The organism is Streptomyces sp. G45, from assembly GCF_049542095.1.
Classification (GTDB): domain Bacteria; phylum Actinomycetota; class Actinomycetes; order Streptomycetales; family Streptomycetaceae; genus Streptomyces.
This window is the reverse complement of the sequence record NZ_JBMUZU010000001.1, coordinates 3087044-3111766: the sequence shown is the minus strand read 5'-3', so window position 1 is coordinate 3111766 and position 24723 is coordinate 3087044. Positions and strand designations below refer to the sequence as shown.

Genomic DNA, 24723 nt, shown 5'->3' with positions numbered 1-24723 from the left:
CCTGACTCATGGGAGCTCAGCTCCGGGTCTACAAGCGTCGCATCCGATCCGTCTCGGCGACCAAGAAGATCACCAAGGCGATGGAGATGATCGCCGCCTCGCGCGTCGTCAAGGCGCAGCGCAAGGTGGCGGCCTCCACGCCGTACGCGACCGAGCTCACCCGCGCGGTCACGGCGGTGGGCACCGGCTCGAACACCAAGCACCCGCTGACGACGGAGGCGGAGACGTCGACGCGCGCCGCCGTGCTCCTGCTGACCAGCGACCGCGGTCTGGCCGGGGCCTTCAACTCCAACTCCATCAAGGCCGCGGAGCAGCTGACCGCGCGCCTGGAGGCGGAGGGCAAGGAGGTCGACTCGTACATCGTCGGCCGCCGCGGTGTCGCCCACTACAACTTCCGCGAGCGCAAGATCGCGAAGCAGTGGACGGGCTTCACCGACCAGCCCGAGTACGCGGACGCCAAGGCGGTCGCCGGGCCGCTGATCGAGGCCATCGAGAAGGACACGGCCGACGGCGGTGTGGACGAACTCCACATCGTCTACACCGAGTTCGTCTCGATGATGACGCAGACGGCCGTCGACAGCCGCCTGCTGCCGCTCAGCCTCGAAGAGGTCGCGGAGGAGTCCTCGTCGAAGGGCGAGATCCTGCCGCTGTTCGACTTCGAGCCGTCGGCGGAGGACGTCCTCGACGCCCTCCTTCCGCGCTATGTCGAGAGCCGCATCTACAACGCGCTGCTCCAGTCGGCTGCCTCCAAGCACGCCGCCACGCGCCGCGCGATGAAGTCGGCGACCGACAACGCCGGGGACCTGATCAACAACCTGTCCCGGCTTGCCAACGCGGCCCGCCAGGCCGAAATCACCCAGGAAATCAGCGAGATCGTTGGTGGCGCGTCCGCGCTGGCCGACGCGACCGCGGGGAGTGACAAGTAATGACGACCACTGTTGAGACGGCCGTTGCCACGGGCCGCGTCGCCCGGGTCATCGGCCCGGTCGTCGACGTGGAGTTCCCCGTCGACGCGATGCCGGACATCTACAACGCCCTGCACGTCGAGGTCGCCGACCCGGCCCAGGACGGCGCCAAGAAGACGCTGACGCTCGAGGTCGCCCAGCACCTCGGCGACGGCCTGGTGCGCACCATCTCCATGCAGCCCACCGACGGCCTGGTCCGCCAGGCCCCGGTCACCGACACCGGCGACGGCATCACCGTCCCGGTCGGCGACTTCACCAAGGGCAAGGTGTTCAACACCCTCGGTGAGGTGCTGAACGTCGACGAGAAGTACACGGGCGAGCGCTGGTCCATCCACCGCAAGGCTCCGAACTTCGACGAGCTCGAGTCGAAGACCGAGATGTTCGAGACCGGCGTCAAGGTCATCGACCTCCTCACCCCGTACGTCAAGGGTGGAAAGATCGGTCTGTTCGGTGGCGCCGGTGTCGGCAAGACGGTGCTCATCCAGGAGATGATCTACCGCGTCGCCAACAACCACGACGGTGTCTCCGTGTTCGCCGGTGTCGGTGAGCGCACCCGTGAGGGCAACGACCTCATCGAGGAGATGTCGGACTCCGGCGTCATCGACAAGACGGCGCTCGTCTTCGGCCAGATGGACGAGCCGCCGGGGACGCGTCTGCGCGTGGCCCTGGCCGGTCTGACCATGGCGGAGTACTTCCGCGATGTGCAGAAGCAGGACGTGCTGTTCTTCATCGACAACATCTTCCGCTTCACCCAGGCCGGTTCCGAGGTGTCGACCCTGCTCGGCCGCATGCCCTCCGCGGTGGGCTACCAGCCGAACCTGGCCGACGAGATGGGTCTCCTCCAGGAGCGCATCACCTCGACCCGCGGTCACTCGATCACCTCGATGCAGGCGATCTACGTCCCCGCGGACGACCTGACCGACCCGGCCCCGGCCACCACGTTCGCCCACCTCGACGCGACGACGGTGCTCTCCCGTCCGATCTCCGAGAAGGGCATCTACCCGGCCGTGGACCCGCTGGACTCCACGTCCCGCATCCTGGACCCGCGGTACATCGCGCAGGACCACTACGACTGCGCCATGCGCGTCAAGAACATCCTGCAGAAGTACAAGGACCTCCAGGACATCATCGCCATCCTCGGCATCGACGAGCTGGGCGAGGAGGACAAGCTGGTCGTCTCCCGCGCCCGTCGCGTGGAACGCTTCCTGTCGCAGAACACGCACGTCGCCAAGCAGTTCACCGGCGTCGACGGTTCGGACGTCCCGCTGGACGAGTCGATCGCGGCCTTCAACGCGATCTGCGACGGCGAGTACGACCACTTCCCCGAGCAGGCGTTCTTCATGTGCGGTGGCCTCGACGACCTCAAGGCCAACGCGAAGGAACTCGGCGTTTCCTGAGTCCCGTGACTCCGGGGAGGGGCGGGCGCGGCCCCTCGCGGGGGACCGCGTCCCGCCCCTTCCCCTACGCCCACTAGAATTTGACCCAACACCCGGCTGAACCGCCGGGTGGTGACCCGAGGAGCCACCCTTGGCTGCTGAGCTGCATGTCGAGCTGGTCGCCGCGGACCGCAGTGTCTGGTCCGGCGAGGCCACCCTGGTCGTCGCGCGCACCACGTCCGGCGACATCGGCGTCATGCCCGGTCACCAGCCGCTGCTCGGTGTGCTGGAGTCGGGCCCGGTGACCATTCGTACGAGCGACGGCGGCACCGTCGTCGCCGCGGTGCACGGCGGATTCATCTCGTTCGCGGACAACAAGCTGTCGTTGCTCGCCGAGATCGCCGAGCTGTCCGACGAGATCGACGTCCAGCGTGCGGAGCGGGCGCTCGAGCGGGCCAAGGCGGAGGCGGACGCCTCCGCCGAGCGGCGCGCCGACGTCCGACTGCGTGCGGTGGCGGCGCGCTGACCCCAGCGCGCGGCGTAACGTGACTCAGCCGCGGCCGGGTCCGGAATCTTCCGGACCGGGTCGCGGCTGTGGCGATGCGGGTGCTTTTCCGGGGTGCGGTAGTGGTGCGGTTGCGGTAGTTCGGTCCGGGTCGGGAAGTCGTGTCGAGACTGTGGTGAGACGAGGAGGTCGGTGCCGATGATCCTCGTTCTGCTCGTGTGCGGACTTGCGTTGATCGCGCTGGTGTTGCTGGGGCTCTTCGTCTTCGGGCTGCGGCGCAGGCTGATCCAGCGGTCCGGCGGCACGTTCGACTGCAGTCTGCGCTGGCCCGCGCCCGATCCCGAGCAGGCGCCGGACACCTCCGGCAAGGGCTGGAGCTACGGGGTGGCCCGGTACAACGGGGACCGCGTGGAGTGGTTCCGGGTCTTCTCGTACGCGCCGCGGCCCCGGCGGGTCCTTGAGCGGGCGTCCATCGAGGTCGTCGACCGGCGTGCCCCGGACGGCGAGGAGGAGCTGGCGCTGCTCTCCGACGCCGTGGTCCTCGGGTGTCTGCACCGCGGGGTCCGCCTGGAGCTGGCGATGAGCGAGGACGCGCTGACGGGTTTCCTGGCGTGGCTGGAGGCGGCGCCGCCCGGCCAACGCGTGAACGTGGCCTAGCCCTCGCGGGGGCGCTGCCGGTGCGGCAGAGTTCCAGCCCGTCCGGCGTTTGAGGACGAGGCGCGGAGCGCCGATCACGCCGCGCGGGGCGCCCACGCCAGAAAAGGGCCGAGGAGACAGGGGGCGTTCCTGTCTCCCCGGCCCGGTTTAGGGAGGGGTTACTTCAGGCCCTCGTGGATCGCGGTGACCAGTTCGCCGTTCGCGGTGTCACCGGTGAACTCCCAGAAGAACGCGCCGCCGAGGCCCTGCTGCTTGGCCCAGGCCATCTTGGCGCGGATGGTCGCGGGGGTGTCGTACGCCCACCAGTTGGTGCCGCAGTGGGCGTAGCCGGTGCCGCCGACGGTGCCGTTGGACGGGCAGGAGTTCTTGAGGACCTTGTAGTCCTCGAAGCCCTTCTCGTAGGTGCCCGCGGCGGGCCCGGTGGCGGTGCCGCCCGGCTCCTTCTGCGTGACGCCGGTCCAGCCGCGGCCGTAGAAGCCGATGCCGAGCAGCAGCTTCTTGGCGGGGACGCCCTTGGCCTTGAGCTTGTTGATCGCGGCCGCGGAGTTGAAGCCCTCCTTGGGGATGCCCGGGTAGTCCGTCAGCGGGGAGTGCGGGGCCGTCGGGCCCTTCTCGTCCCAGGCGCCGAAGAAGTCGTACGTCATCACGTTGTACCAGTCGGTGTACTCCGCGGCGCCGCCGTAGTCCGCGGCGTCGATCTTGCCGCCGGGGGAGCCGTCGGCGGTGATCGCGGCGGTGACGAGGTTGCTCGGGCCGAACCTGGCGCGGAAGGCCTGCATCATGTTCTTCATGACGGCCGGGCCGGAGGTGTCACAGGTCAGGCCGCAGGCGTTGGGGTACTCCCAGTCCAGGTCGATGCCGTCGAAGACATCGGCCCAGCGCGGGTCTTCGACCAGCTTGTAGCAGGAGTCGGCGAACGCGGCCGGGTTCTTCATGGCGTCGGTGAAGCCGCCGGACCAGGTCCAGCCGCCGAACGAGTAGAGGACCTTGATGTGCGGGTACTTGGCCTTCAGCTTGCGCAGCTGGTTGAAGTTGCCGCGCAGCGGCTGGTCCCAGGTGTCGCCGACGCCGTCCACCGACTGGTCGGCCGGGACGGCCTTGTCGTAGTCGGCGTAGGCGTCACCGATGGTGCACTTGCCGCCCTGGACGTTGCCGAAGGCGTAGTTGATGTGGGTGATCTTCTCGGCGGAGCCGGACGTCACGATGTTCTTGACGTTGTAGTTCCGCTGGTAGATGCCCCAGTTGGTGAAGTAGCCCATCTTCACCTTGGCGCCCGGGTCGGGGTTGCCGCCGCCGGTGGTGCGGACCTTGACGGAGGGGCTGACCGGGCCGGTCTGGTCGGCGGTGTCACGGGCCTGGACGCTGTAGGAGTAGTCGGTGCCCGCGGTCAGACCGGAGTCGGCGTACGAGGTGCCGGTGACGGTGGCGACCTTGGCGCCGTCGCGCAGCACGTCGTAGTTCTTGATGCCCTTGTCGTCGGTCGCGGCCTTCCAGTCCAGTTTCACCGAGGTGTTGGTGATGTCGGACGCGGTCGGGGTGCCGGGCGCGGAAGGCGGGGCGTCGCCGGGCTGGCCACCGCCGTCGCAGCTCTCCCCGTTGAGCTTGCAGCCCGTGGGGTTGCCGTCGCCGGAGCCGTTGAACCCGAAGGAGACGGTGGCGCCGGGGGCGATCGAGCCGTTCCAGCCGAGGTTCTTGGCGGTCCAGTGGTTGCCGCTGTTGGTGATGGTGGCGTCCCAGCCGGAGGTGACGCGGGTGCCGGAGGGGAAGTCCCACTCGACGGCCCAGCTGTTGATCGCGGCGCTGCCGGTGTTCTTGATCGTCCACTTGCCGGTGAAGCCGGTGCCCCAGTCCTGGGTCTTCTCGTAGGTGGCCGTGGCGTTCGCGGCGGCCTTGGGGGCGGCGTCCGGCTGGGCCTCGGCGCTTCCCGAGAGCGCGACGAGTGTGGCGAACGGCAGGATCAGGGTGGTGAGTCCCGCTGTCAGGCGATGTCTGGAGGGGAGTGTGACGCGCAAGGAGTGCTCCTGGGTTAGTCCCGGTGGGGGTGATGGAACCGGTGGAACCCTGCGACGCCCGTGAGCACGGTGTGTTTGTCGTGTACAGCTCGTGTGCCCACCGCAGTGCCGCGAGAATAGAAAGGTCTGGACCATCGGTCAAGGGTCTGGACCAATAGCCGAAGACGGCGGTGAGTGGGCAGAGCCCGTCCGGCGTTCGAGGACGGGCCCGAAGGGCGACTACACCCCGAGCTCCTGCGCCAGCACCGCCGCCTGGACCCGGCTGCGCAGGTCCAACTTGCCCAGGAGGCGGCTCACATGGGTCTTCACCGTGGCCTCCGCCATGTCGAGCCGCTGGGCGATCTCCGCGTTGGAGAGACCCTCTCCCAGGCAGGAGAGGACCTCCCGCTCGCGCCGCGTCAGCGCGTCGAGGACCGCCGGATCCGCCGTGCTGCCCTCGCGCGGCACCCGGCGCGGCGCCGCGAACTCGGCGATCAGCCGCCGCGTGACGGCGGGCGCGATCAGGCCCTCGCCGCGCGCCACCGTGCGCACCGCCTCGATCAGCGCCCGCGCCTCCGTGTTCTTCAGCAGGAATCCTGAGGCGCCCGCGCGCAGCGCCCCGAAGACGTACTCGTCGAGGTCGAACGTCGTCAGGACGAGCACGTCCGCCAGGCCCTCCGCGACGACCTGCCGGGTCGCCGAGACGCCGTCGAGGCGCGGCATCTGCACGTCCATCAGGACCAGGTCGGGCCGCAGCTCCCGGGCCAGCGCCACGGCCCGCTCGCCGTCCTCGGCCTCGCCGACGACTTCGATGTCGGGCGCGCTGCGCAGGATCAGGACCAGCCCGGCCCGTACGGCGGACTGGTCCTCGGCGACGAGCACGCGGATCATTCGGTGACTCCTCTGTCTGCGGGGTCGATGGGCAGCCGGGCGTGTACGTGCCACACCTTGCCGCCGGGGGCGTCGGGGTCGGCCTCGGGGCCCGCCTCGAACGTGCCGCCGAGCAGCGCCGCCCGCTCCCGCATGCCGACGAGCCCGGCGCCGGAGCCCGGCGCGCGCGGCCCCGGCGTGTCCCCGTACGGACTGGTGACGCGCACGTGCAGGGCGCCCGGCCGCTGGGTGAGGGCCACGGTGACGCGTCCCGGCGGGGCGTGCTTGAGGGCGTTGGTCAGGGACTCCTGCACGATGCGGTACGCGGCCAGCTCCACCGGCGCGGGCAGCGGCTCGGCGTCCTCGGCGCGGGCGTCGTCGAGCTGGACGTCGAGGCCGTTGGTACGGGCGCCGCGCACCAGCGCGCCGAGGCCGTCCAGGGTGGGCGCGGCCGCGGGCTCGGCGTCCCGGTCGCCGCTGGAGTCGCGCAGGATGCCGATGAGGCGGCGCATCTCGGCCAGGCCCTCCACGCTGTTCTCGCGGATGACGGTGAGCGCGTCCCGCGTGGTCTTCGGGTCGTCCAGGGACAGCGCGGCCGTGGAGTGGATGGCGATCGCCGAGAGGTGGTTGGCGACCATGTCGTGCAGCTCGCGGGCCATGCGGGCGCGCTCGGCGGTGACGGCCTGGGCGCGGTCCTTCTCGGCGAGCAGCGCCGTCTGCTCGGCGCGCAGCCGGGCCATCTCGGCCGCCTCCCGGTGGTTGCGCACGATCGCGCCGGTCGTCGCGGGCGTGAACGACACCAGCGCGGTGACCGCGCCGACGAGCAGCGCCTCCGGCTCGCGGAACCAGGCCAGGAAGCCGATGGTCACCGCCACCGTGATCAGCCCGGTGGTGACCGGGATGCGCCGGGCGGCGGCGGGCGTGCCGTACAGGACGGCCGCGTACACGAGGTCGGTGAACATCACGACCGTCGCCAGGTTCCCCGGCGTGAACTGGTCGGCGACCAGCGCCAGGGTGCCGAGCGTCAGGGCGCACTGCGGTGCCGTGCGGCGCAGCAGTTCCAGGGCCGCCATGACGCCCAGCGGCAGCAGCACCCACCCGCTGCCGAGCGGCCGGTCCATCTGCATGTGCAGCCCGAGCGCCCACAGCACGACGCCGCTGGTCAGACTGGCGAACGCGATGCGCACGTCCACGACGTCGGGGCGGGCGAGGGGCAGCGGCATGACTCCATCCAACACGGCATCCGGCGCCGGGGCCTCCCTATGCCGGGTGACGTCCGGGTACATCGAAGGATGCAGCGGCACTTCGTCACTGGCGACGACGATCCGCGCCCGCCCGGCCGCGAGCCTGGAGGGGTGAGGGAGACAGCCAGCACGTCCGGGAGGAACGAGCCGTGATCGTCACGTTGATCATCGTCTGCGAGGTGGGCTTCTGGGTCCTGCTGGCCGCGGGCCTCGCCACCCGCTACCTGCTGCGGATGCCGCGCCTCGGCATCGCGATCCTGCTGTGCGAGCCGCTGCTTGAACTGGTGCTGCTGGTGGTGACCGCGCTCGACCTGAAGAACGGCGCGGACCCGAGCTGGAAGCACGGCCTGGCCGCGCTGTACATCGGCTACACCGTGGGCCACGGCCACCGCACCGTGAAGTGGCTCGACGGCCACGCCGCGCACCGCTTCAACGGCACGCCGGTGCCCCGCCCGCCGCGCTACGGCAGGGCCCGGGCGCTGCACGAGGCCAAGGTCTGGCTGGGCACCGTGGTGGCGGCGGCCGTCGCGAGCGGGCTGCTCCTGGCCGCCATGTGGTACGTCGACGACCCGGGTCGCACCTCGTCGCTCAAGGCGTGGATGTGGACGGCCTGGCGGGCCGCCGGGATCCACGGCCTGATCGCGCTGAGCTACACGCTGTTCCCCAAGCGGGCCCCGGCGCCGGGCCCCGACGAGCGGCCGCGGGACCTCACCAAGGTCGGCTAGCGCTCCCCGCCGGGCACCCACAGCACGTCCCCGACCTCCTTGTTCGCCGTCCTCGCGAGGATGAACAGGAGGTCGGAGAGGCGGTTGAGGTAGGTGGCGGTGAGCGGGTTCATCGTCTCGCCGTGCGCCTCCAGGGCCGCCCACGTGGACCGCTCGGCCCGCCGCACCACCGTGCACGCCTGGTGCAGCAGCGCCGCGCCCGGCGTACCGCCCGGCAGGATGAAGCTGCGCAGCTTCTCCAGGCGCTCGTTGAACCGGTCGCAGTCCGCCTCCAGCTTGTCGACGTAGAACTGCTCGACGCGCAGCGGCGGGTACGCGGGGTTCTCGACGACGGGGGTCGACAGGTCGGCGCCGACGTCGAACAGGTCGTTCTGGACCCGGGTGAGCACCTGGACGACCTCCTGGTCGAGGCCGCCGAGGGCGATGGCCGTGCCGATGACGGCGTTGGCCTCGTTGGCGTCGGCGTACGCGGCGATCCTGAGGTCGGTCTTGGCGGTCCTGCTCATGTCGCCGAGCGCGGTGGTGCCCTGGTCGCCGGTACGGGTGTAGATGCGCGTCAGATTGACCATACGGCCAGCGTAGCCAGGGCGGCGCCGGGGCTAGGTCCCGGCCGTCCGCACGACCCGCGTGCCGACGGCCACCGCGGCCACCGCGAAGCCGACGGCGACCAGGCCGCCGTACAGCATGTGCGCCGTCGCGTACTCGCCGACGTACGCGTCGCGGACCGCGTCCACCAGGTAGCGGAACGGCGTCAGGTGCGACAGGACGTCCAGCCACTTCGGCCCCAGGGCCATCGGCAGCATCAGGCCGGACAGCAGCATCGACGGCATGACGAGCGCGTTGACCATCGGTCCGAACCCCTGCGGCGTGGGCACCTTCAGGGCGAGCGCGTACGACAGCGAGGCCAGCGCGAAGCTGAGCAGCGCCACGAACGCGAAGCCGATGAGGATCCCGCCGAGCGGCGCGCGCAGCCCCATCACCAGGGCGGCGAGCACGAGCAGCACCGCCTGGAAGACGAAGAGCGCGGCGTCGCGCAGCAGTCGGCCGAGCATCAGGGCGAGCCTGCTGACCGGCGTCACGCGCATCCGCTCCACGACCCCCCAGTTCTTCTCCAGGATGATCGCGAAGCCGCTGTACGACGCCCCGAACAGGCTCAGCTGGAGCAGCAGCCCCGGCACGAGCACCTGCCAGGAGTCGCCGCGCGAGGACAGCGGCAGGTCGGTGAGCAGCGGGCCGAAGAAGAGCAGGTAGAGCAGCGGCATCAGGGCGCCGAAGAGCATCTGGAACTTGGAGCGCAGCGTTTGCCGGGCGTAGCGCCGGAACAGCAGGGCGGTGTGCTGGAGGAGCATGGCGGGTCCTGTCCGGGGTGCGGGAAGGGCTGGTGGCGGGGGCGGCGGGGCTAGACGGCCACGGGGGCGGTGTCGGCGGGGGCCGGGCCGCGGCCGGTGACGGCGAGGAAGGCGTCCTGGAGCGTGGCGTCGGGCGACCCGGCGTACCGCTCCTTGAGCGCGGCCGGGGTGCCGTCGGCGGCGACCACGCCGCCGTCGACGACGACGATCCGGTCGGCGAGGGCGTCGGCCTCGTCCAGGTAGTGCGTGGTGAGGAACACCGTGGTGCCGTGCCGGTCGCGCAGCGCGCGCACCAGCTGCCACAGGTCGGCCCGGCTCGCGGGGTCGAGGCCGGTGGTGGGCTCGTCGAGGAACAGGACCTTGGGGCGGTGGGTGAGCCCGAGCGCGATGTCCAGGCGGCGCCGCTGGCCGCCGGAGAGCGCGGCGGTGCGGCGCCCGAGCAGCGGGGCCAGGTCGAGGTCGGCCGCCAGCTCCTCGGCGCGCTCGGCGGCGCGCGCCCTGGTCAGGCCGTAGAGCCGCCCCTGGACGAGGAGTTCGTCGTGGACGGTCTCCTGCGGGTCGACGCCGCCCGACTGGGCCACGTACCCGATCTCGCGGCGGACGCCCGCCGGGTCGCCCAGCAGGTCGTGGCCCGCGACCGTGGTGGCGCCGCCGGTGGGCGGCAGCAGGGTGGTGAGCATCCGCAGGGTGGTGGTCTTGCCCGCGCCGTTGGGCCCGAGGAAGCCCAGGATCTCGCCGGGCTCCACGGTCAGGTCGATGCCGCGCACGGCCTCCACGGGGCCGCTCTTGGTGGCGAAGGTCCGGGCGAGCCCGGCCGTACTGATGATTGCCATGCCGACCACAAAAACAGAGTCACTGAAATTTTGCAATGCCACAAAGTTTTGGTGTGGCCCCAATTCTTCATGGGCTCCAGGGCGCCGCCTAGGATGGGCCCATGGCTGAGGGGCTCAGGGAGCGCAAGAAACGGCAGACCAGGCAGCGGATCTCGGACATCGCGACGGGCCTGTTCCTGGAGCACGGCTTCGCGGCGGTGACCGTGGCCGACGTCGCGGACGCCGCGGACGTGTCCGTGAACACGGTCTACAACTACTTCCCCGCGAAGGAGGACCTGTTCCTCGACCGGGGCGTGGACATGATCGACCGGCTGTCGCGCTGGGTGCGCGGGCGGCGCGTGGGGGAGTCGGCCGCCGACGCCGTCCTGCGCGAGCTGCGCGCGCTCGTCGAGGGCGTCTCACCCACCGTGGGGCTCTTCGCGGGGTACGCCGACTTCATGCGGGTCATCACCGACTCCGCCGCCCTGCGCTCCCGGCTCTGGGCCATCCAGCAGGAGAGCCTTCAGGACCTGGTCGACACGCTGCGCGCCGAGGCCGCCCCCGGCGCGGGCCGTCTGCCCGACCTCGTCGCCGGGCAGCTCAGCTGGGCGCACGCCACCGTCATGGCCTGGATCGGCGCCGAGATGATGGAGCGCCGCGACCCCGCCGACGTCTCCCGCGAGGCCCTCGTCCTCCTCGACGAGCTGGAGGAGCTGCTGAGCGAACGGGTCCTCAACTACGGCGTCCGCGAGGCCTGATGACCCCGCGCGGGCGGCCGCGGTGTGATGTCCGTCAAACGGTACGTGGCGTGCGTCTCTTCGGCGACACAGGGCCGCTCTTGGCCGCTAGTGTCCGCATACAGAGCGAAACGTAAACAGCGTGTAAGCGCTCCGTCATACGCCAGGCAAGGGGAGTCGTAACGTGGCACGAAAGCTCGCCGTCATCGGAGCCGGACTCATGGGGTCCGGCATCGCCCAGGTCTCCGCCCAGGCGGGCTGGGACGTGGTCCTGCGCGACGTCACCGACGCCGCGCTGACCCGGGGCACGGACGGGATCAAGGCCTCGTACGAGAAGTTCGTGAGCAAGGGCAAGCTCGACGCCGCCGACGCGGAGGCCGCCCTCGGCCGCATCACGACCACCACCGACCTGGACGCCGCCGCCGACGCGGACATCGTCGTCGAGGCCGTCTTCGAGAAGCTGGACGTCAAGCACGAGATCTTCCGGGCGCTCGACAAGCTCGTGCGCGACGAGACCGTGCTCGCCTCCAACACCTCCGCCATCCCGATCACCAAGATCGCGGCCGTCACGGAGCGCCCGGAGCGCGTCGTCGGCGCCCACTTCTTCTCGCCGGTGCCCATGATGCAGCTGTGCGAGCTGGTGCGCGGCCACAAGACCAGCGACGAAACCCTCGCCACCACGCGGGAGTTCGCCGAGTCCGTCGGCAAGACCTGCGTCGTCGTCAACCGCGACGTCGCGGGCTTCGTGACCACCCGCCTCATCACCGCCCTCGTCGTCGAGGCCGCCAAGCTCTACGAGTCGGGCGTCGCGACCGCCGAGGACATCGACACCGCCTGCAAGCTCGGCTTCGGCCACGCCATGGGCCCGCTCGCCACCGCCGACCTCACGGGCGTCGACATCCTGCTGCACGCCACCGACAACATCTACGCGGAGTCCAAGGACGAGAAGTTCGCCGTCCCCGAGGTGATGCGCCGGATGGTCGACGCCGGTGACATCGGGCGCAAGAGCGGGCAGGGGTTCTACAAGCACTGACGCGCGACACGTCCCGCCCGGCCGCCACGCCGGGCGGAACGGACCTCGCGGGGTACGTCACTGACGTGCTGTCACGCCCTGGGTCACCCCTCGGAGTGAATTCGGTATCGGTTCGCTTACAGACGGCAACTTCCCCGCCCGCGTCGCAGTCAGTTGCTGTGACATACGGACACGCCTTGTGACACGGGCGTCACAGGAGACGCGCACAGCACGGACGACACGGCCGGAACACGCACAACGGCACCACGGCACTCTCGGGGAGAGCATATGCACATCAGGGGCGACCAGGCCCAGCTCGTCGTCGGGGGACGCCTCGACGTACGCAGCGCGGCGGACGCCCGCACGGTCCTGCACTCGGCCGTCGACGACGGCGCCGGTGACCTGGTGCTCGACCTGTCCGAACTCGACTCGTGGGACGCCACGGGACTCGGCGTCATCATGGGCGCCCACCGCCGCGCCGGACGCTGCGGCCGCAGGCTCGTCCTGCGCGGCGTACCCCCGCAGATGCAGCGCCTGCTCGTGGCCACCCGGCTGCACCGCATCCTCGCCATCGAAGGCGGCATCGGCGTCGAAACGCTTCCGCGCGTCTGACGGACACGCCCGCCCGGCGCACGCGCGGGTCACGTCCGCGCGGCAGCCCGGCACGGCGTCGGCGCACGAAGGTGACGTACGACGGTGACGTGCGGGACGGGCGTGCGGAGTCGGCACGCGGGCTCACCGGCGTACGGGGCTGACGCGGGGGGCAGGCGCGGACAAGCGGTACGGGACGGTATCTGGCGCGCAATTCTCACGAGACTGTGACGTCTCGGGCTGGGCGGTACCCCGGCTTCCGCATGGATACTGAGGACGGTTTAGGGTTCGGTCGCCCGCCGATGGAGAACCCGAACGGGGGCACCGGACCAGAGCGGACAGCGCGGTGTGCCCACGGCCGGAGGGGGCTACGCACACGACGCATCTGGGGGGCTGGGACATGGACCCGACACACCGCGGACCGGAGGAGCACGGCCCCGAAGCCGTCGGCCCCGGTGGCCGCGACCACCACGACGGCACGCCCCGGGACACCCCGCCGCCGGACGCGGGGACACCGGAGGCCGACCTGACCGGCCCGCCCGAGGCCGCCCTGCCCGACGGGGGCATACCGGACCCCGCCACCCACGGCCCGCCCGGCGGCGAAGGCCCCGCCGCGACGGCCCTGGGCCACACCGCCCTGGGACACACCGCCCCCGGCCAGACCGCCCTCGGCCAGACGGTCCTCGGGCACACCGGCCCCGCCCCCGTACCCGTGCGCGTCACGCAGCTCGTCGCCGGGGAGCACCTGCTCACCGTCAACCCCGTCGACGGCAGCGAGATCGAGCCCTGTCCCCCCGGCGAGCAGCCCGGCCGCCCCCGCAAGTACACCGCGGCCCAGCGCGCCGAGCGCCACCGCGCCGCCCTGCCGCCCGTGCCCCCGGGCCCCGCCCTGCCCCGCCTGCCGCTGCTCGAACGGCAGGAGGAGCGCGAGCGCCTGGTCCGCCTCCTGGCCCGCGGCCGCTCCGTGCGCCTCACCGGACCCGCGGGCTCCGGCCGCTCCACGCTGCTCGACGCCGTCGCCGAGGACTGCGCGGACCTCGCCCCCGACGGCGTGGTCCGCCTCTCCGGCTGCCAGCGCACCGCCCAGGACCTGCTGTACGACCTGTTCACCGCCGTCTACGAGGCGCCCCGGCACCGCCCCGACCGCGCCCTGCTGCACGAACTCGTCGGCGAGATCGGCGCCGTCGTCGTCCTCGACGACCTCGAATTCGGCGGCGCCGCCCTGGAGGAACTCCTCGACGCCACGCCCGAGTGCGCCTTCCTCGTCGCCACCACGCCCGACGTCGCCGCCCCCGCCCGCGAGTCCCACCTCGAAGAGGTCTTCCTCGGCGGGCTCGGCCGCGGCGGCGGCCTGGAACTCCTGGAGCGCGTCGTCGGCCGCGTCCTCGCCGACGACGAGGCCGACTGGGCGGGCGACCTGTGGTTCGAGTCCGAGGGACTGCCGCTGCGCTTCGTGCAGGCCGGTGCCCTGCTGCGGCAGCGCGACCGGCTGCGCACCGACCCCGGCGCCTTCGACGAGTACGGCCACGACGGCGCCCCGTCCCTCGACGCCGCGGGCGTCCCCGACGTGCCGCTGCCGACGCTCGCGGACGGCGCCGCGCCCGCGGCCCTGCTCGCCTCCCGCCTGAGCGAGTCCGCGCGCGCCGCGCTGCGGTTCGCCGTCGCCCTCGGCGGCACCCTGCCGCACCCGGCGCACCTGCCCGCCCTCGTCGGCGACACCCACGCCGACGCGGCCCTCGCCGAGCTGGTCGACTGCGCCCTCGTCACCCCGGCGGGCGGCCACTACCGCCTCGCCGCCGGGGTGCGCACCCAGCTGGAGGCCGCCGGGTACGCCGCCGACGCCACGGCGACCGCGCAGGCCGCCGCCCAGCACTACGCCTGGTGGTCCGGGCACCCCTCGGTCGGCCCCGAGCGGGTCGCCGCCGAGTCCGACGCGATCCTCGCGGCGCTCACCGCCCTGGTCGCCGCGGGCAGCGGCACCCCGGGCGGCGGTGACCCGTCCGCCGCGGTGCTGCTCGCCCGCACGGTCGCGCCCGCCTTCGCCGCCGGGCTCGACTGGGGCGCCTGGGAGCGGGCGCTGCGCGCGGGCCAGGAGGCGGCGCGCACCTCCGGAGAGGTCGGCGAGGAGGCGTACTTCCACCACGAGCTGGGCGTCCTCGCGCTGTGCGGCGGCCGTCTCGACCGGGCCCGCGCCGAACTGGAGGCCTCCATCGGCCTGCGCGGCGCGCTCGCCGACAAGCGCGGCATGATCGCGGGCCGCAGGGCGCTCGCCCTGGTCGCCGACCGCTCGGGCGGCGTCCTGCCCGGCGGGCGCACGGCGGCGGGGGAGGAGGTCCCCGACGCGCGGTACGAGGAGTCGGCGTCGCCGCCCGGCGGGGTGCCCGCGGCGAGCGAGGCGGTCACCCTGCCGCAGCCGCGGGCCCAGGAGCCGGACACCATCGTGACGCCGCGGATCGTCCCGGCGGCGGGCCCCGCCCCGGGCCGCCGCGCCATCCTGCGGGGCACGCGCCGCAACCTGGTCGCCGCCGGTGCGGGCGCCCTGCTGGTCGCCGTGCTCGGCACGGTGGTGACGCTGGGGGCGACCTCCGGCGGCGACGACCGGCCCTCCGACAAGGTGCGCACGGACCAGTCGGCGAGCGCGGACGACGACGGCGGCGGCATCGGCGCCGACAAGCCCCGCGACGGCACGCCTCCGCCGCCCTCCGACCCCGGCAGGGACGGCGTGCCCGGCACCGCCGACGACCCGACGCCCCCCGCGGGCGGTGCGGGCCCCTCGCCCAGTGGCGGCGGCACCGGAAGCCCCTCGGGCAAGCCCAGCGGCAAGCCGTCCGGCAGGCCCAGCGACGGCCCGACGACGCGTCCGCCCACGACCCGGCCGCCGACCACGCGGCCGCCGACGACCCGGCCGCCCACGACGCGCCCGCCCACCACGCGGCCGCCGACGACCCGGCCGCCCACGACGCGCCCGCCCACGACGCCGCCGCCCACGACGACGGAGCCGCCGCCCGCCACGACGGACTCGGTGAGCGCCCCGCCGCCGTCGCGGACGGTCGTGACCGGCTCGCCGCCGGACGGGGCGCCGGATTCCCCGTCGGCCTGAGCGCGCGGGGACGGCAGCGCGTACGGCAGCGCGTACGGCAGCGCGTATGACAGAGGGGGCGGGCCATGGCGGCCCGCCCCCTCTCGCCGTACGACTCCTGTCAGAACAGCCGCAGCTTGTCGTCCTCGATGCCGCGCAGCGCGTCGTAGTCGAGGACGGCGCAGTCGATGCCGCGGTCGGTGGCGAGCACCCGCGCCTGCGGCTTGATCTCCTGGGCGGCGAAGATGCCGCGCACCGGCGCCAGGTGCGGGTCGCGGTTCAACAGCTCCAGGTAGCGGGTCAGTTGCTCCACGCCGTCGATCTCGCCGCGGCGTTTGATCTCCACGGCGACCGTCCCGCCGTCGCCGTCGCGGCACAGGATGTCGACCGGGCCGATCGCCGTCATGTACTCGCGGCGGATCAGCGAATATCCCTCACCCAGTGTCTCGATCCGATCGGCGAGCAGCTCCTGAAGGTGTGCTTCCACGCCGTCCTTGATGAGGCCGGGGTCCACGCCCAGTTCGTGCGTGGAGTCGTGGAGCACTTCCTCCATGGTGATGATGAGCTTCTCGCCCGCCTTGTTGATGACGGTCCAGACCCCGGCGTCGTCGCCCGTGCCCTCCTTGAGGGTGCACGGCGGGGACATCCAGTTGAGGGGCTTGTAGGCCCGGTCGTCAGCGTGAATGGAGACGCTGCCGTCCGCCTTGACGAGGATCAGGCGGGGGGCCGACGGGAGATGGGCGGTGAGCCTGCCCGCGTAGTCCACGGAGCAGCGGGCGATGACGAGACGCATGGTCGGCAACGCTACTCGACCCGAGGTGGTCCAGCGAATTCCGTGCCCCCGGGGAGCCTCCAGCGGCACGGTGGGCCGCTGTGGGACGCACCACTTGTCCACCGATGGACCCGTTCGATCCTGGCCAGTTATCCGCCCAATCTCCTGGTGCGGCACGGAGTGCTTGCCTACCGTATAAGCAGGAGGTCGTCGCGCGTGCACGCTGCGTATGCGAGCTCCTTCCCTGTCCGTAAACCCCTGCTCCCTGGGGGTGCGAGAGGAGAACCCATGTCGCTCGACGTCTCACCGGCGCTGTTGGAGCAGGCCGAGCGAGGCGAGGTCGACGAAGCCGCCTTCGTCGACTGCGTCCGGACCTCCCTGCCTTACGCATGGGAGATGATCAGCTCCCTGGTGGCCCAGTTGAAGGTCGACGGCGGAGAGTTCGCCGACAACCAGACGCCGCCGCCGGACGAGCAGGCGCGCGGTCAACTGCTGCGCGCGCTCGCGAGTGACGCGATTCGAGGTGCCTTGCAGCGCCACTTCGGGGTCCGCCTGGCGTTCCAGAACTGCCACCGTGTGGCGGTGTTCCCACTGGACGCCTCCGCGGACGACCGGCTGGCCAAGTTCACGTCCATCCGTGGCCAGTTGCTGAACCAGTCGCCCGAACTGCGGGACTGCTGAGGCCAGTCGCTGCCGCTCCGTACAGCGGGAGGTGTTTCGGTCCGGAGCGGCAGCCCTTTCTGGCGGGGGCGCCTTGTGCGGGGTGTGCCGGGTGGGGCCCGGCGGCCCCTCTTTTGGGGGTTCTCCTTGCCGTTTGAGCGGTGGTGGGGGCGGGTTGCTCGCGCGGTTCCCGCGCCCCTTCGGGGCGCTCATGCTGACGAGGCGGCTTCGAGCGGCTACGTCAGGTGTGGCAGGACCTCTGTGCCCAGGCGGTGGATGTTGTCTTCCGTGGTGGGGAGGTCGCCTGAGCCCTCGGTCAGGAGGGCGAAGCGGGTGATGCCCGTGCGTTCCGCCGTGGCGGCCAGGCGGTCCGCGCAGAGCTTCGGGGGCCCCACGGGGTGCAGGCGGCAGAGCAGGTCCGTGTAGGCGAGGGGGTCGCGCATGGCGCGGACGCGACCGTCGACCGTGACGTGGGCCTCCAGGCCCTGGCGCAGCCAGCCGGGCATGGCCTTCCGCAGGATCTCCGCGGCTTCGGTGCGCCGGTCGGCGATCTGCGCGACGCCCGCCGACACGTGCGCCGCGCGCGCCACCTCTTCCGGCGCGCGCCCGGCGGCACGCGCGTGCCGGGCCCACAGCGCCACCATGTCGGCCTTCTCCTCGTCGCCAACGTGCATCCCGAGCAGCATCGGCAGGCCGCGGGCCGCGGCGAGCCGGACGCTCGACGGCGACGTGCACGCCACGACCACCTCCGGGCCGGACGACTCCGTGACGCGCGGCACCACCGCGACGTCCCGGAAGGCGAAGCGACCGCCGGGGCCCGCCACGCGCGGCGCGCCGCTGAGCCAGCCGAGCAGCAGGTCCAGCGACTCCGGGAACCCCTTCTCGTACGCCTCGATGCCCGCCCCGAAGACCTCCAGGTCCACCCACGGCCCGCCGCGCCCCACGCCCAGCGAGAACCGTCCGCCGGTGGTGAGGTGCAGCAGCGCGGCCTGCTCCCCGAGGGCCACCGGGTGGGCGGTGGGCAGGACGCTCACGGCCGTGCCGACGCGGATGCGCCGGGTGCGGCCGAGCAGCAGCGCCGCGAGCGTGATCGCGGACGGACACGTGCCGTACGGCACGAAGTGGTGTTCGGCGAGCCAGACCGAGTCCAGGCCCGCCTCCTCGGCCACCTCCGCGGAGCGCACCGCGCGGTGCAGCGCCTCCTCGTGGCCCTGGCCCGGGAACTGGGCGGCCAGCACAAAGCTTCCTAAGCGCATGAACTTCCTGCCTCCTCGACACCGACGCAGGCACTCCCCATACCGGCAACAACGCCTGACACGTGCCAAAGGCACGGCTTCGCGTGCCGATTGGCAGATTTTCCGTACGCGCTCCGGGGTTCGGCGGGGGGTTGGTGGCGGACGCCTACCCCTCTGTACGGTGCGTAGGCTGGAGGTTCCCCCGTCCCGCGTTCACCGCGCTGCTCCCCGAGAGGTGTTCTGTGTCGCCGCGTCGTAACCGCCCCAAGGGCGCCGGAGGATCCCGGCCGGACGGTCCTGACTCGTCGGGCGCGGAGGCGTCCGGCCGCTACGGGGGCTTCCAGCGCACCGAGCGCTGGCAGGGCGAGGAGTGGAGCGTGCGCCACGTCGCGGGCGCGAGCGCGGCCGGGAAGACCTACCGGTGCCCCGGCTGTGACCAGGAGATCCCCTCCGGGCTCGCCCACGTCGTCGCCTGGTCCGAGTACGCGGGCGTGGACGAGCGGCGGCACTGGCACGCGGGCTGCTGGAAGGCCAAGGACCGCCGCGGCACCCGCACGCAGCGGTCCCGGAACGCGCCCCGGTACTGAGGTTCGAGGCGTCCTCCGTACGGACGTGCGGCGGCGCCCCGGCCGGGAGAGGCCGGGGCGCCGCGGTGGGTGCGTACGGTACGTACCGTGCGTGCGGGGCGGGGCGTCAGACGTCGCGGCGCTCCAGGAGCGCGTAGGCGCCCGCGACGGCGGCGGCCGTGATCACGACGAGCAGCACCAGCTGGGCGTTGCCCGAGCCGCCGTCCTCGCCGTCCGCCATGAAGATCTTGGCGAGGGACGTCGGGGCGTTGTAGTCCATCATCTTCTCGCCCACCTTGCGGGTGGCGTCCGAGATGAGCAGGAACGCGGGCAGGATCGCCGGGAGCAGGACGACGCCGAGCATCGTGGTGATGGCGCCCGCCGAGTGGCGCAGCATCGAGCCGACGCACAGCGCGAGCACGCCGAGCAGCGAGACGTACAGGGCGCCCTTGACGACCGTGCCGCCCCAGGCGATGTCGGCCGCCTCCGGGCCGCTGTGCATGCTCTCGGTGACCGCGCCCACGAACAGGATCGAGACGGCCGAGACGACGAACGCGAGCACGAAGAAGATCAGGATCTTCGCCGTGAGCACGCGGTGGCGCTGCGGGGACGCCGTGAAGGTCGTACGGATCATGCCCGTGCCGTACTCCGACGACGTGACCAGGACGCCGAGGGTGATCAGGCAGATCTGGCCGAGGACGAGGCCGATGAACGCGGGCACCGTGAACGGCACGTCGACGAAGTCGCGGTCCTCCGTCTTGGCGGCGATGAGCAGGCCGACGCCGACGACCAGGATCAGGAAGATGCCGATCGTCCACATCGTGGAGCGGACCGACTTGATCTTCGTCCACTCCGAGGCCAGGGCGTGCCCGAGGTGGGTCTTCTTGATCGGGATCGGGGACGTGTACGCGGCGTGCATCGCCTGCTCCCACGCGGAGGGCGGGGCGGGGGCGGCGGGCGGCGGAGCCATGGGGGCGGCGGCCACGGGGGCGGCGCCGGGCAGGGGCGCGCCGTGCGGGGCGCCGGGAGCGACCGGGGCGGGCGCGGCGGCCGCCGGGGCGGGGGCCGCCTGGGGGGCCGGTGCCTGCGGGGCGGCCGCGGGCTTGGTGAGCGCCGGGGCCGCGGGGGGCTGCGCCTGCGGGGCCTGCGCCTGCGGGGCCTCGGGGGCTGCCGGGGCCGTGGCCGGTGCCGCCGGGGCGGGCTGCGCGGGGGCCTGCGTCGGGGCCTGCTCGGGTGCCTGCGGCTGCTGCGGAGTCGGAGGCGTGGTCATCGGGATTCCTCGCTGTCGCGCTGGGTCATCTCGGGGGCGGCCGGGGCCTGCGGGGCCGCGGCGTACGGGTTCGGCTGCGCGCCCGCGGGCGGGACGCCGGGCGCGCCCTGCGGCGGCGCGAACGGCTGGCCGCCCTGCTGGGGCGGCGGCGGGGCGTACCAGCCCGGCTGGCCCTGCCCGGGCATCGGCATCGGGGGCTGCGGTTGCGGCTGCGCGCCGGGCGGCAGCGGCTCCTGGAGGCCCGCGCGCTGGTCGATCGTCGAGCGGTAGTCGACGGCGCCCTGCGTCATGCGCATGTACGCCTCTTCGAGCGAGGCCTGGTGCGGGGACAGCTCCCACAGGCGTACGTCCGCGCCGTGCGCGAGGTCGCTGATGCGGGGGAGCGGCAGGCCGGTGACGCGCAGCGCGCCGTCCGGCTCGGGCAGCACTTGGCCGCCCGCCTCGGTGAGGGCGGCGGTCAGCTTCTCGCGCTGCTGCGGCTCGGTGTCCGGGGTGCGCACCCGTGCGAAGTCGGCGGAGTTGGCGGAGATGAAGTCCTTGACGCTCATGTCGGCGAGCAGCTGGCCGCGGCCGATGACGATGAGGTGCTCGGCGGTCAGCGCCATCTCGCTCATCAGGTGCGAGGAGACGAAGACCGTACGGCCCTCGGCCGCGAGGGACTTCATCAGGTTCCGCACCCAGAGGATGCCCTCGGGGTCGAGGCCGTTGACCGGCTCGTCGAAGAGCAGCACCTGCGGGTCGCCGAGCAGCGCGGCGGCGATGCCGAGGCGCTGGCCCATGCCGAGCGAGAAGCCCTTGGAGCGCTTCTTCGCCACCTCCTGGAGGCCGACGACGCCGAGGACCTCGTCCACGCGGCGGGCCGGGATGCCGGAGAGCTGCGCGAGGCACAGCAGGTGGTTGCGGGCGTGGCGGCCGCCGTGCACCGCCTTCGCGTCGAGCAGGGCGCCCACCTGGCGGGGCGCGTTCGGCAGGTTGCGGTAGGGGTAGCCGCCGATCGTCACCTGCCCGGCGGTGGGAGCGTCCAGCCCGAGGATCATGCGCATCGTCGTCGACTTGCCCGACCCGTTGGGGCCGAGGAAGCCGGTCACGGTGCCGGGCCGCACCTGGAAGGAAAGGTTGTATACGGCTGTCTTGGCGCCGTAGCGCTTCGTCAGGCCGACTGCCTCGATCATTCTCCGCACCCATCGAAACCGTTCAGGACGTCGGGGCAGACGCCCCCGTAAGGGTTAGGAGGATATCCAGGCGCTGACGGTTCCGACCAAGCCTGAGCAAAGTCCCCGAGCGAGCGCGGTGGCGCGGAGGGCCGACGGCCGTCACCGGGTCCCAGCCCGCCCGGCGCTTGAGGGCGAGCCGCGGAGCGGCGATGGCGGACGGTGGGCCAGGCCAGCACCGCACCACCCGGCGGCGCGGGAGGGGCTGCTCAGGGCGCCCCCGCCAGATCACGCGTCGCGTTCGCGCAGGAGCACGTATCCCCCCACCAGGACCGCCGCCGTCCAGGCCACCATGATGCCGAGCCCGCCCCAGGGCCCGTACGGAGTGTCGTCGTCGAAGGGGGACTTCACCTGCATGATCTTGCTGCCCGCCTGGTCGGGCAGGAAGCGGCCGACCTTCTTGGTGGCGGAGACGTTGCCCAGGATGTTGGAGATCAGGAAGAAGAACGGCATCAGGATGCCGAGGGACAGCATCGGGCCGCGCAGCATCGCCGCGACGCCCATGGAGAACACGGCGATCAGGGTCATATAGAGCCCGCCGCCGATGACGGCGCGCAGCACCCCGGGGTCGCCCAGCTGCGCCCGGTGCTCGCCGAGCATCGCCTGACCGGCGAAGAAGGCGGCGAAGCTGGTGGCGATGGACACCGCGAACGCGAGCAGCGCGGCCACCGCGACCTTGCTGAACAGGAACGTCCCGCGCTGCGGCACCGCCGCGAGGGAGGTGCGGATCATGCCGGTGCCGTACTCGTTGGAGACGACCAGGACACCGAAGACGATCATCGCGAGCTGGCCGAGGGACATCCCCGCGAAGCTGATGAACGTGGGGTCGAAGGTGAGCTGGTCCTCGCGGTCGAGGTTGTCGAAGTCGTTCTTCGACAGGGCGCTGATGAGCATGCCGAGGGCGATGGTGACGACGGCCGCCAGGCCGAGGGTCCAGACCGTGGAGGCGACCGAGCGGATCTTGGTCCACTCGGACTTCAGAACGTGCGTCGCGGCCATGGGGCGTCAGTCTCCCTTCCGGCGCGGCTGCCAGCCCTCGCCCCAGCCCGGGCCACCGGGCCCGGCGGGCGGCGCCGCACCGGCCGCGGGCGCCCCCTGGTGGTCCGCGTGCGCGTGGTACTCCACCGACTCGGCGGTGAGCCGCATGAACGCCTCCTCCAACGACGCCTGCTGGGGGCTGAGTTCATGCAGGGTCAGCTGGTGCTGGGCGGCCAGCTCACCGAGCTGCTCGGAGCTGGCGCCGTCGACTTCGAGGGTGCCGCCGCCCGCCTCCACGGCGGTGACCCCGGCCGCGTGCAGCACGTCCAGGAGCCGTTCGCGCTGCGGGGAGCGCAGCCGCACGTACGACCGCGAGTTCTGGCGGATGAACTCCGACATGGAGGTGTCGGCGAGGAGGCGGCCCTGGCCGATGACCACCAGGTGGTCGGCCGTCAGTGCCATCTCGCTCATCAGGTGCGAGGAGACGAAGACCGTACGGCCCTGGGCGGCGAGGGATTTCATCAGGTTCCGGATCCAGTGGATGCCCTCGGGGTCGAGCCCGTTGACCGGCTCGTCGAACATCAGGATCTCGGGGTCGCCGAGGAGCGCGCCCGCGATGCCGAGCCGCTGCCCCATGCCGAGGGAGAAGCCCTTGGCCTTCTTCCGCGCCACGGCCGTCAGGCCCACGGTGTCGAGGACCTCGTGGACGCGGGCGCGCGGGATGCCGTTGGACTGCGCGAGGCACAGCAGGTGGTTGAAGGCGCTGCGCCCGCCGTGCACGGCCTTGGCGTCCAGGAGCGCCCCGATGTACGTCAGCGGGTCCTTGAGCTGCGCGTAGTGCTTGCCGTCGATGCGCACGTCGCCCGCGGTGGGGTTGTCGAGCCCCAGCATCATCCGCATCGTCGTGGACTTGCCCGCGCCGTTCGGGCCGAGGAAGCCCGTGACCATGCCGGGCCGCACGGTGAAGGAGAGGTTGTTGACGGCCAGCTTCTCGCCGTACCGCTTGGTCAGCCCGGTGAGCTCGATCATGTCGGCACCTCGATCATGCCGACACGCTAAAACGGGACAAAGCCCCCTGCCACTTGGCGTGACAGGGGGCTCCGTCTCGTTCACCCCCGAGAATCCCGCGCGGAGCGCTTAACGGCTCTGCTGCGCCGGGACCCCCCGAGAGATCGGCTCGTCCTCGGTGGGCGTGCCCGCGGCGGCCACGGCGGCACCGGTGAGCGTCGCCAGCATCTCGCGGACGTTGGTGAGCTGGGCGTTGATCGAGTCGCGGCGGTTGGTGAGGGCCGCCAGCTCGCGCTCGGACTCGCTGCGGATGCGGTCCGCCTTGGCGTTGGCGTCCGCCACGATGTCCTCGGCCTGGCGCTGCGCCGTCTCCACGGTCTGGCGGGCGCGGCGCTCCGCGTCCGTGCGCAGCTTCTCCGCCTCCAGGCGCAGCTGCTCCGCGCGGTGCTCGATCTCCGCGAGGCGCTTCTCCGCCTTGGCCTGACGCGAGGCCAGGTCCCGCTCGGACTGCTCACGCCGCTTGGCGAGGTTCGTCTCGAAGTCCGCGGCGGCCTGCGCGGCCTTGGCGCGGGTCTCCTCGAAGAGGGCGTCGGCCTCCTCGCGCTTGGACTGCGCGTCCTTCTGGGCCTCGGCACGCAGCGCGTTGGCCTCGCCCTTGGCCTTCTCGACGATGCGGACGCCCTCGTCCTCGGCCTTCGCCTTGCGCTCGGCCGCGAACGACTCGGCGTCGTTGCGCACCTGCTGGGCCGCCGACTCGGCCAGCTCGCGGTGCTGCTCCGCGGCGCGCCGGGCCTCCTCGCGCAGGTCCTTCGCCTCCTCCTCGGCGAGGCGGAGGATCTTCTCGACGCGGGCGCCGAGCCCGGCGTACGACGGCTCGGCGTCGGCGACCTGGGCCTGGGCGTTCTGCGTTTCGAGGTGGAGCTCCTCGATGCGCTTTTCCAGAGCAGTGATTCGGGTGAGAGCGGAGTCTCGGTCGGAGACGAGCTTGGAGATACGTTCGTCCACCTGAGCGCGGTCGTACCCACGCCGCACAAGCTCGAAGCCGTAGGGGGAAGTGTCGCTCATGGGGTTCCTGTCGAATGAGACCGGGTGAGGTGATAGAGGGAATCC

24 protein-coding genes are annotated in these 24723 nt (G+C 72.2%); 11 read left to right on the top strand and 13 right to left on the bottom strand.

The window, feature by feature from the left end:
- Positions 1-8: 8 nt before the first annotated feature.
- From ACOBQU_RS12395 to ACOBQU_RS12380, 4 genes are all read left to right on the top strand, one after another.
- Complete coding sequence (locus tag ACOBQU_RS12395) at positions 9-926, top strand: F0F1 ATP synthase subunit gamma (RefSeq protein WP_423626615.1); 918 nt, start codon at positions 9-11, stop codon at positions 924-926.
- Positions 926-2362 carry a F0F1 ATP synthase subunit beta gene (atpD, locus tag ACOBQU_RS12390; protein ID WP_423626614.1) on the top strand — a complete coding sequence of 479 codons (1437 nt, stop codon included), beginning with the start codon at positions 926-928 and terminating at the stop codon, positions 2360-2362. The genes ACOBQU_RS12395 and atpD overlap by 1 nt, the downstream gene beginning before the upstream one ends.
- Positions 2363-2492: 130 nt before the next feature.
- Positions 2493-2867, top strand: a complete 375-nt coding sequence (locus ACOBQU_RS12385) for a F0F1 ATP synthase subunit epsilon (RefSeq protein ID WP_423626612.1) — start codon at positions 2493-2495, stop codon at positions 2865-2867.
- A gap of 177 nt (positions 2868-3044) precedes the next feature.
- A complete protein-coding gene (locus ACOBQU_RS12380; protein WP_423626610.1) occupies positions 3045-3503 on the top strand; it encodes a DUF2550 domain-containing protein in 459 nt (152 codons plus the stop codon).
- A 158-nt stretch (positions 3504-3661) separates the two neighbouring features.
- Here ACOBQU_RS12380 and ACOBQU_RS12375 read toward each other — a convergent pair whose 3' ends face one another.
- The 3 genes from ACOBQU_RS12375 to ACOBQU_RS12365 all read right to left on the bottom strand — a co-directional run bounded on the left by ACOBQU_RS12375 (position 3662) and on the right by ACOBQU_RS12365 (position 7587).
- A complete protein-coding gene (locus tag ACOBQU_RS12375) occupies positions 3662-5515 on the bottom strand; it encodes a glycosyl hydrolase family 18 protein (RefSeq protein WP_423626608.1) in 1854 nt (617 codons plus the stop codon).
- Between the two features lie 219 nt (positions 5516-5734).
- Complete coding sequence (locus tag ACOBQU_RS12370) at positions 5735-6385, bottom strand: response regulator (RefSeq protein WP_423626606.1); 651 nt, start codon at positions 6383-6385, stop codon at positions 5735-5737.
- Positions 6382-7587: a sensor histidine kinase gene (locus ACOBQU_RS12365; protein WP_423626604.1), complete on the bottom strand. Its 1206-nt coding sequence runs from the start codon at positions 7585-7587 to the stop codon at positions 6382-6384. Before ACOBQU_RS12365 ends, ACOBQU_RS12370 begins: the two co-directional genes overlap by 4 nt.
- Positions 7588-7757: 170 nt before the next feature.
- On the opposite strand from ACOBQU_RS12365, the gene ACOBQU_RS12360 reads away from it, so the two are divergent.
- Positions 7758-8333, top strand: coding sequence for a hypothetical protein (locus ACOBQU_RS12360; RefSeq protein ID WP_423626602.1), 576 nt, complete (start codon positions 7758-7760; stop codon positions 8331-8333).
- Here the strand turns inward: ACOBQU_RS12360 and ACOBQU_RS12355 are convergent.
- Genes ACOBQU_RS12355 through ACOBQU_RS12345 form a run of 3 tightly spaced genes read right to left on the bottom strand, consistent with a single transcriptional unit; the run spans position 8330 to position 10515 of the window.
- Positions 8330-8902: a cob(I)yrinic acid a,c-diamide adenosyltransferase gene (locus ACOBQU_RS12355; protein WP_423626600.1), complete on the bottom strand. Its 573-nt coding sequence runs from the start codon at positions 8900-8902 to the stop codon at positions 8330-8332. The genes ACOBQU_RS12360 and ACOBQU_RS12355 overlap by 4 nt on opposite strands.
- A 30-nt stretch (positions 8903-8932) precedes the next feature.
- Positions 8933-9682 carry an ABC transporter permease gene (locus ACOBQU_RS12350; RefSeq protein WP_423626598.1) on the bottom strand — a complete coding sequence of 250 codons (750 nt, stop codon included), beginning with the start codon at positions 9680-9682 and terminating at the stop codon, positions 8933-8935.
- Between the two features lie 50 nt (positions 9683-9732).
- Positions 9733-10515, bottom strand: coding sequence for an ABC transporter ATP-binding protein (locus ACOBQU_RS12345; RefSeq protein ID WP_423626596.1), 783 nt, complete (start codon positions 10513-10515; stop codon positions 9733-9735).
- Between the two features lie 101 nt (positions 10516-10616).
- On the opposite strand from ACOBQU_RS12345, the gene ACOBQU_RS12340 reads away from it, so the two are divergent.
- The 4 genes from ACOBQU_RS12340 (at position 10617) to ACOBQU_RS12325 (ending at position 15934) form a co-directional block, all read left to right on the top strand.
- Positions 10617-11252, top strand: a complete 636-nt coding sequence (locus ACOBQU_RS12340) for a TetR/AcrR family transcriptional regulator (protein ID WP_423626594.1) — start codon at positions 10617-10619, stop codon at positions 11250-11252.
- A gap of 163 nt (positions 11253-11415) precedes the next feature.
- Entirely contained in the window at positions 11416-12264 is an 849-nt protein-coding gene (locus tag ACOBQU_RS12335; protein WP_423626592.1) for a 3-hydroxyacyl-CoA dehydrogenase family protein, read from the top strand.
- Positions 12265-12531: 267 nt separating this feature from the next.
- Positions 12532-12855, top strand: coding sequence for an STAS domain-containing protein (locus ACOBQU_RS12330; RefSeq protein ID WP_423626590.1), 324 nt, complete (start codon positions 12532-12534; stop codon positions 12853-12855).
- Between the two features lie 379 nt (positions 12856-13234).
- Positions 13235-15934 carry an ATP-binding protein gene (locus ACOBQU_RS12325; protein WP_423626588.1) on the top strand — a complete coding sequence of 900 codons (2700 nt, stop codon included), beginning with the start codon at positions 13235-13237 and terminating at the stop codon, positions 15932-15934.
- Between the two features lie 100 nt (positions 15935-16034).
- On the opposite strand, the gene nucS is transcribed toward ACOBQU_RS12325, so the two are convergent.
- Positions 16035-16706 (bottom strand): endonuclease NucS, encoded by a 672-nt coding sequence (gene nucS / locus ACOBQU_RS12320; RefSeq protein ID WP_423626586.1) that lies wholly within the window; start codon positions 16704-16706, stop codon positions 16035-16037.
- A 267-nt stretch (positions 16707-16973) separates the two neighbouring features.
- Between nucS and ACOBQU_RS12315 the strand changes: the two genes are divergently transcribed.
- Positions 16974-17366 carry an SCO5389 family protein gene (locus ACOBQU_RS12315; protein WP_030685118.1) on the top strand — a complete coding sequence of 131 codons (393 nt, stop codon included), beginning with the start codon at positions 16974-16976 and terminating at the stop codon, positions 17364-17366.
- A 215-nt stretch (positions 17367-17581) separates the two neighbouring features.
- On the opposite strand, the gene ACOBQU_RS12310 is transcribed toward ACOBQU_RS12315, so the two are convergent.
- Positions 17582-18601: an LLM class flavin-dependent oxidoreductase gene (locus ACOBQU_RS12310; RefSeq protein ID WP_423626584.1), complete on the bottom strand. Its 1020-nt coding sequence runs from the start codon at positions 18599-18601 to the stop codon at positions 17582-17584.
- Between the two features lie 221 nt (positions 18602-18822).
- Between ACOBQU_RS12310 and ACOBQU_RS12305 the strand changes: the two genes are divergently transcribed.
- Positions 18823-19167 carry an ATP/GTP-binding protein gene (locus ACOBQU_RS12305; RefSeq protein ID WP_423626583.1) on the top strand — a complete coding sequence of 115 codons (345 nt, stop codon included), beginning with the start codon at positions 18823-18825 and terminating at the stop codon, positions 19165-19167.
- Positions 19168-19273: 106 nt separating this feature from the next.
- On the opposite strand, the gene ACOBQU_RS12300 is transcribed toward ACOBQU_RS12305, so the two are convergent.
- From ACOBQU_RS12300 to ACOBQU_RS12280, 5 genes are all read right to left on the bottom strand, one after another.
- Complete coding sequence (locus ACOBQU_RS12300; RefSeq protein WP_423634429.1) at positions 19274-20116, bottom strand: ABC transporter permease; 843 nt, start codon at positions 20114-20116, stop codon at positions 19274-19276.
- 296 nt (positions 20117-20412) lie between these two features.
- A complete protein-coding gene (locus ACOBQU_RS12295) occupies positions 20413-21588 on the bottom strand; it encodes an ABC transporter ATP-binding protein (RefSeq protein WP_423626581.1) in 1176 nt (391 codons plus the stop codon).
- A 267-nt stretch (positions 21589-21855) separates the two neighbouring features.
- Positions 21856-22626, bottom strand: coding sequence for an ABC transporter permease (locus tag ACOBQU_RS12290; RefSeq protein WP_423626580.1), 771 nt, complete (start codon positions 22624-22626; stop codon positions 21856-21858).
- A 6-nt stretch (positions 22627-22632) separates the two neighbouring features.
- Positions 22633-23634 (bottom strand): ABC transporter ATP-binding protein, encoded by a 1002-nt coding sequence (locus ACOBQU_RS12285; RefSeq protein ID WP_423626579.1) that lies wholly within the window; start codon positions 23632-23634, stop codon positions 22633-22635.
- A 108-nt stretch (positions 23635-23742) separates the two neighbouring features.
- Positions 23743-24678, bottom strand: coding sequence for a cellulose-binding protein (locus tag ACOBQU_RS12280; protein ID WP_384890798.1), 936 nt, complete (start codon positions 24676-24678; stop codon positions 23743-23745).
- Between the last annotated feature and the right edge of the window lie 45 nt (positions 24679-24723).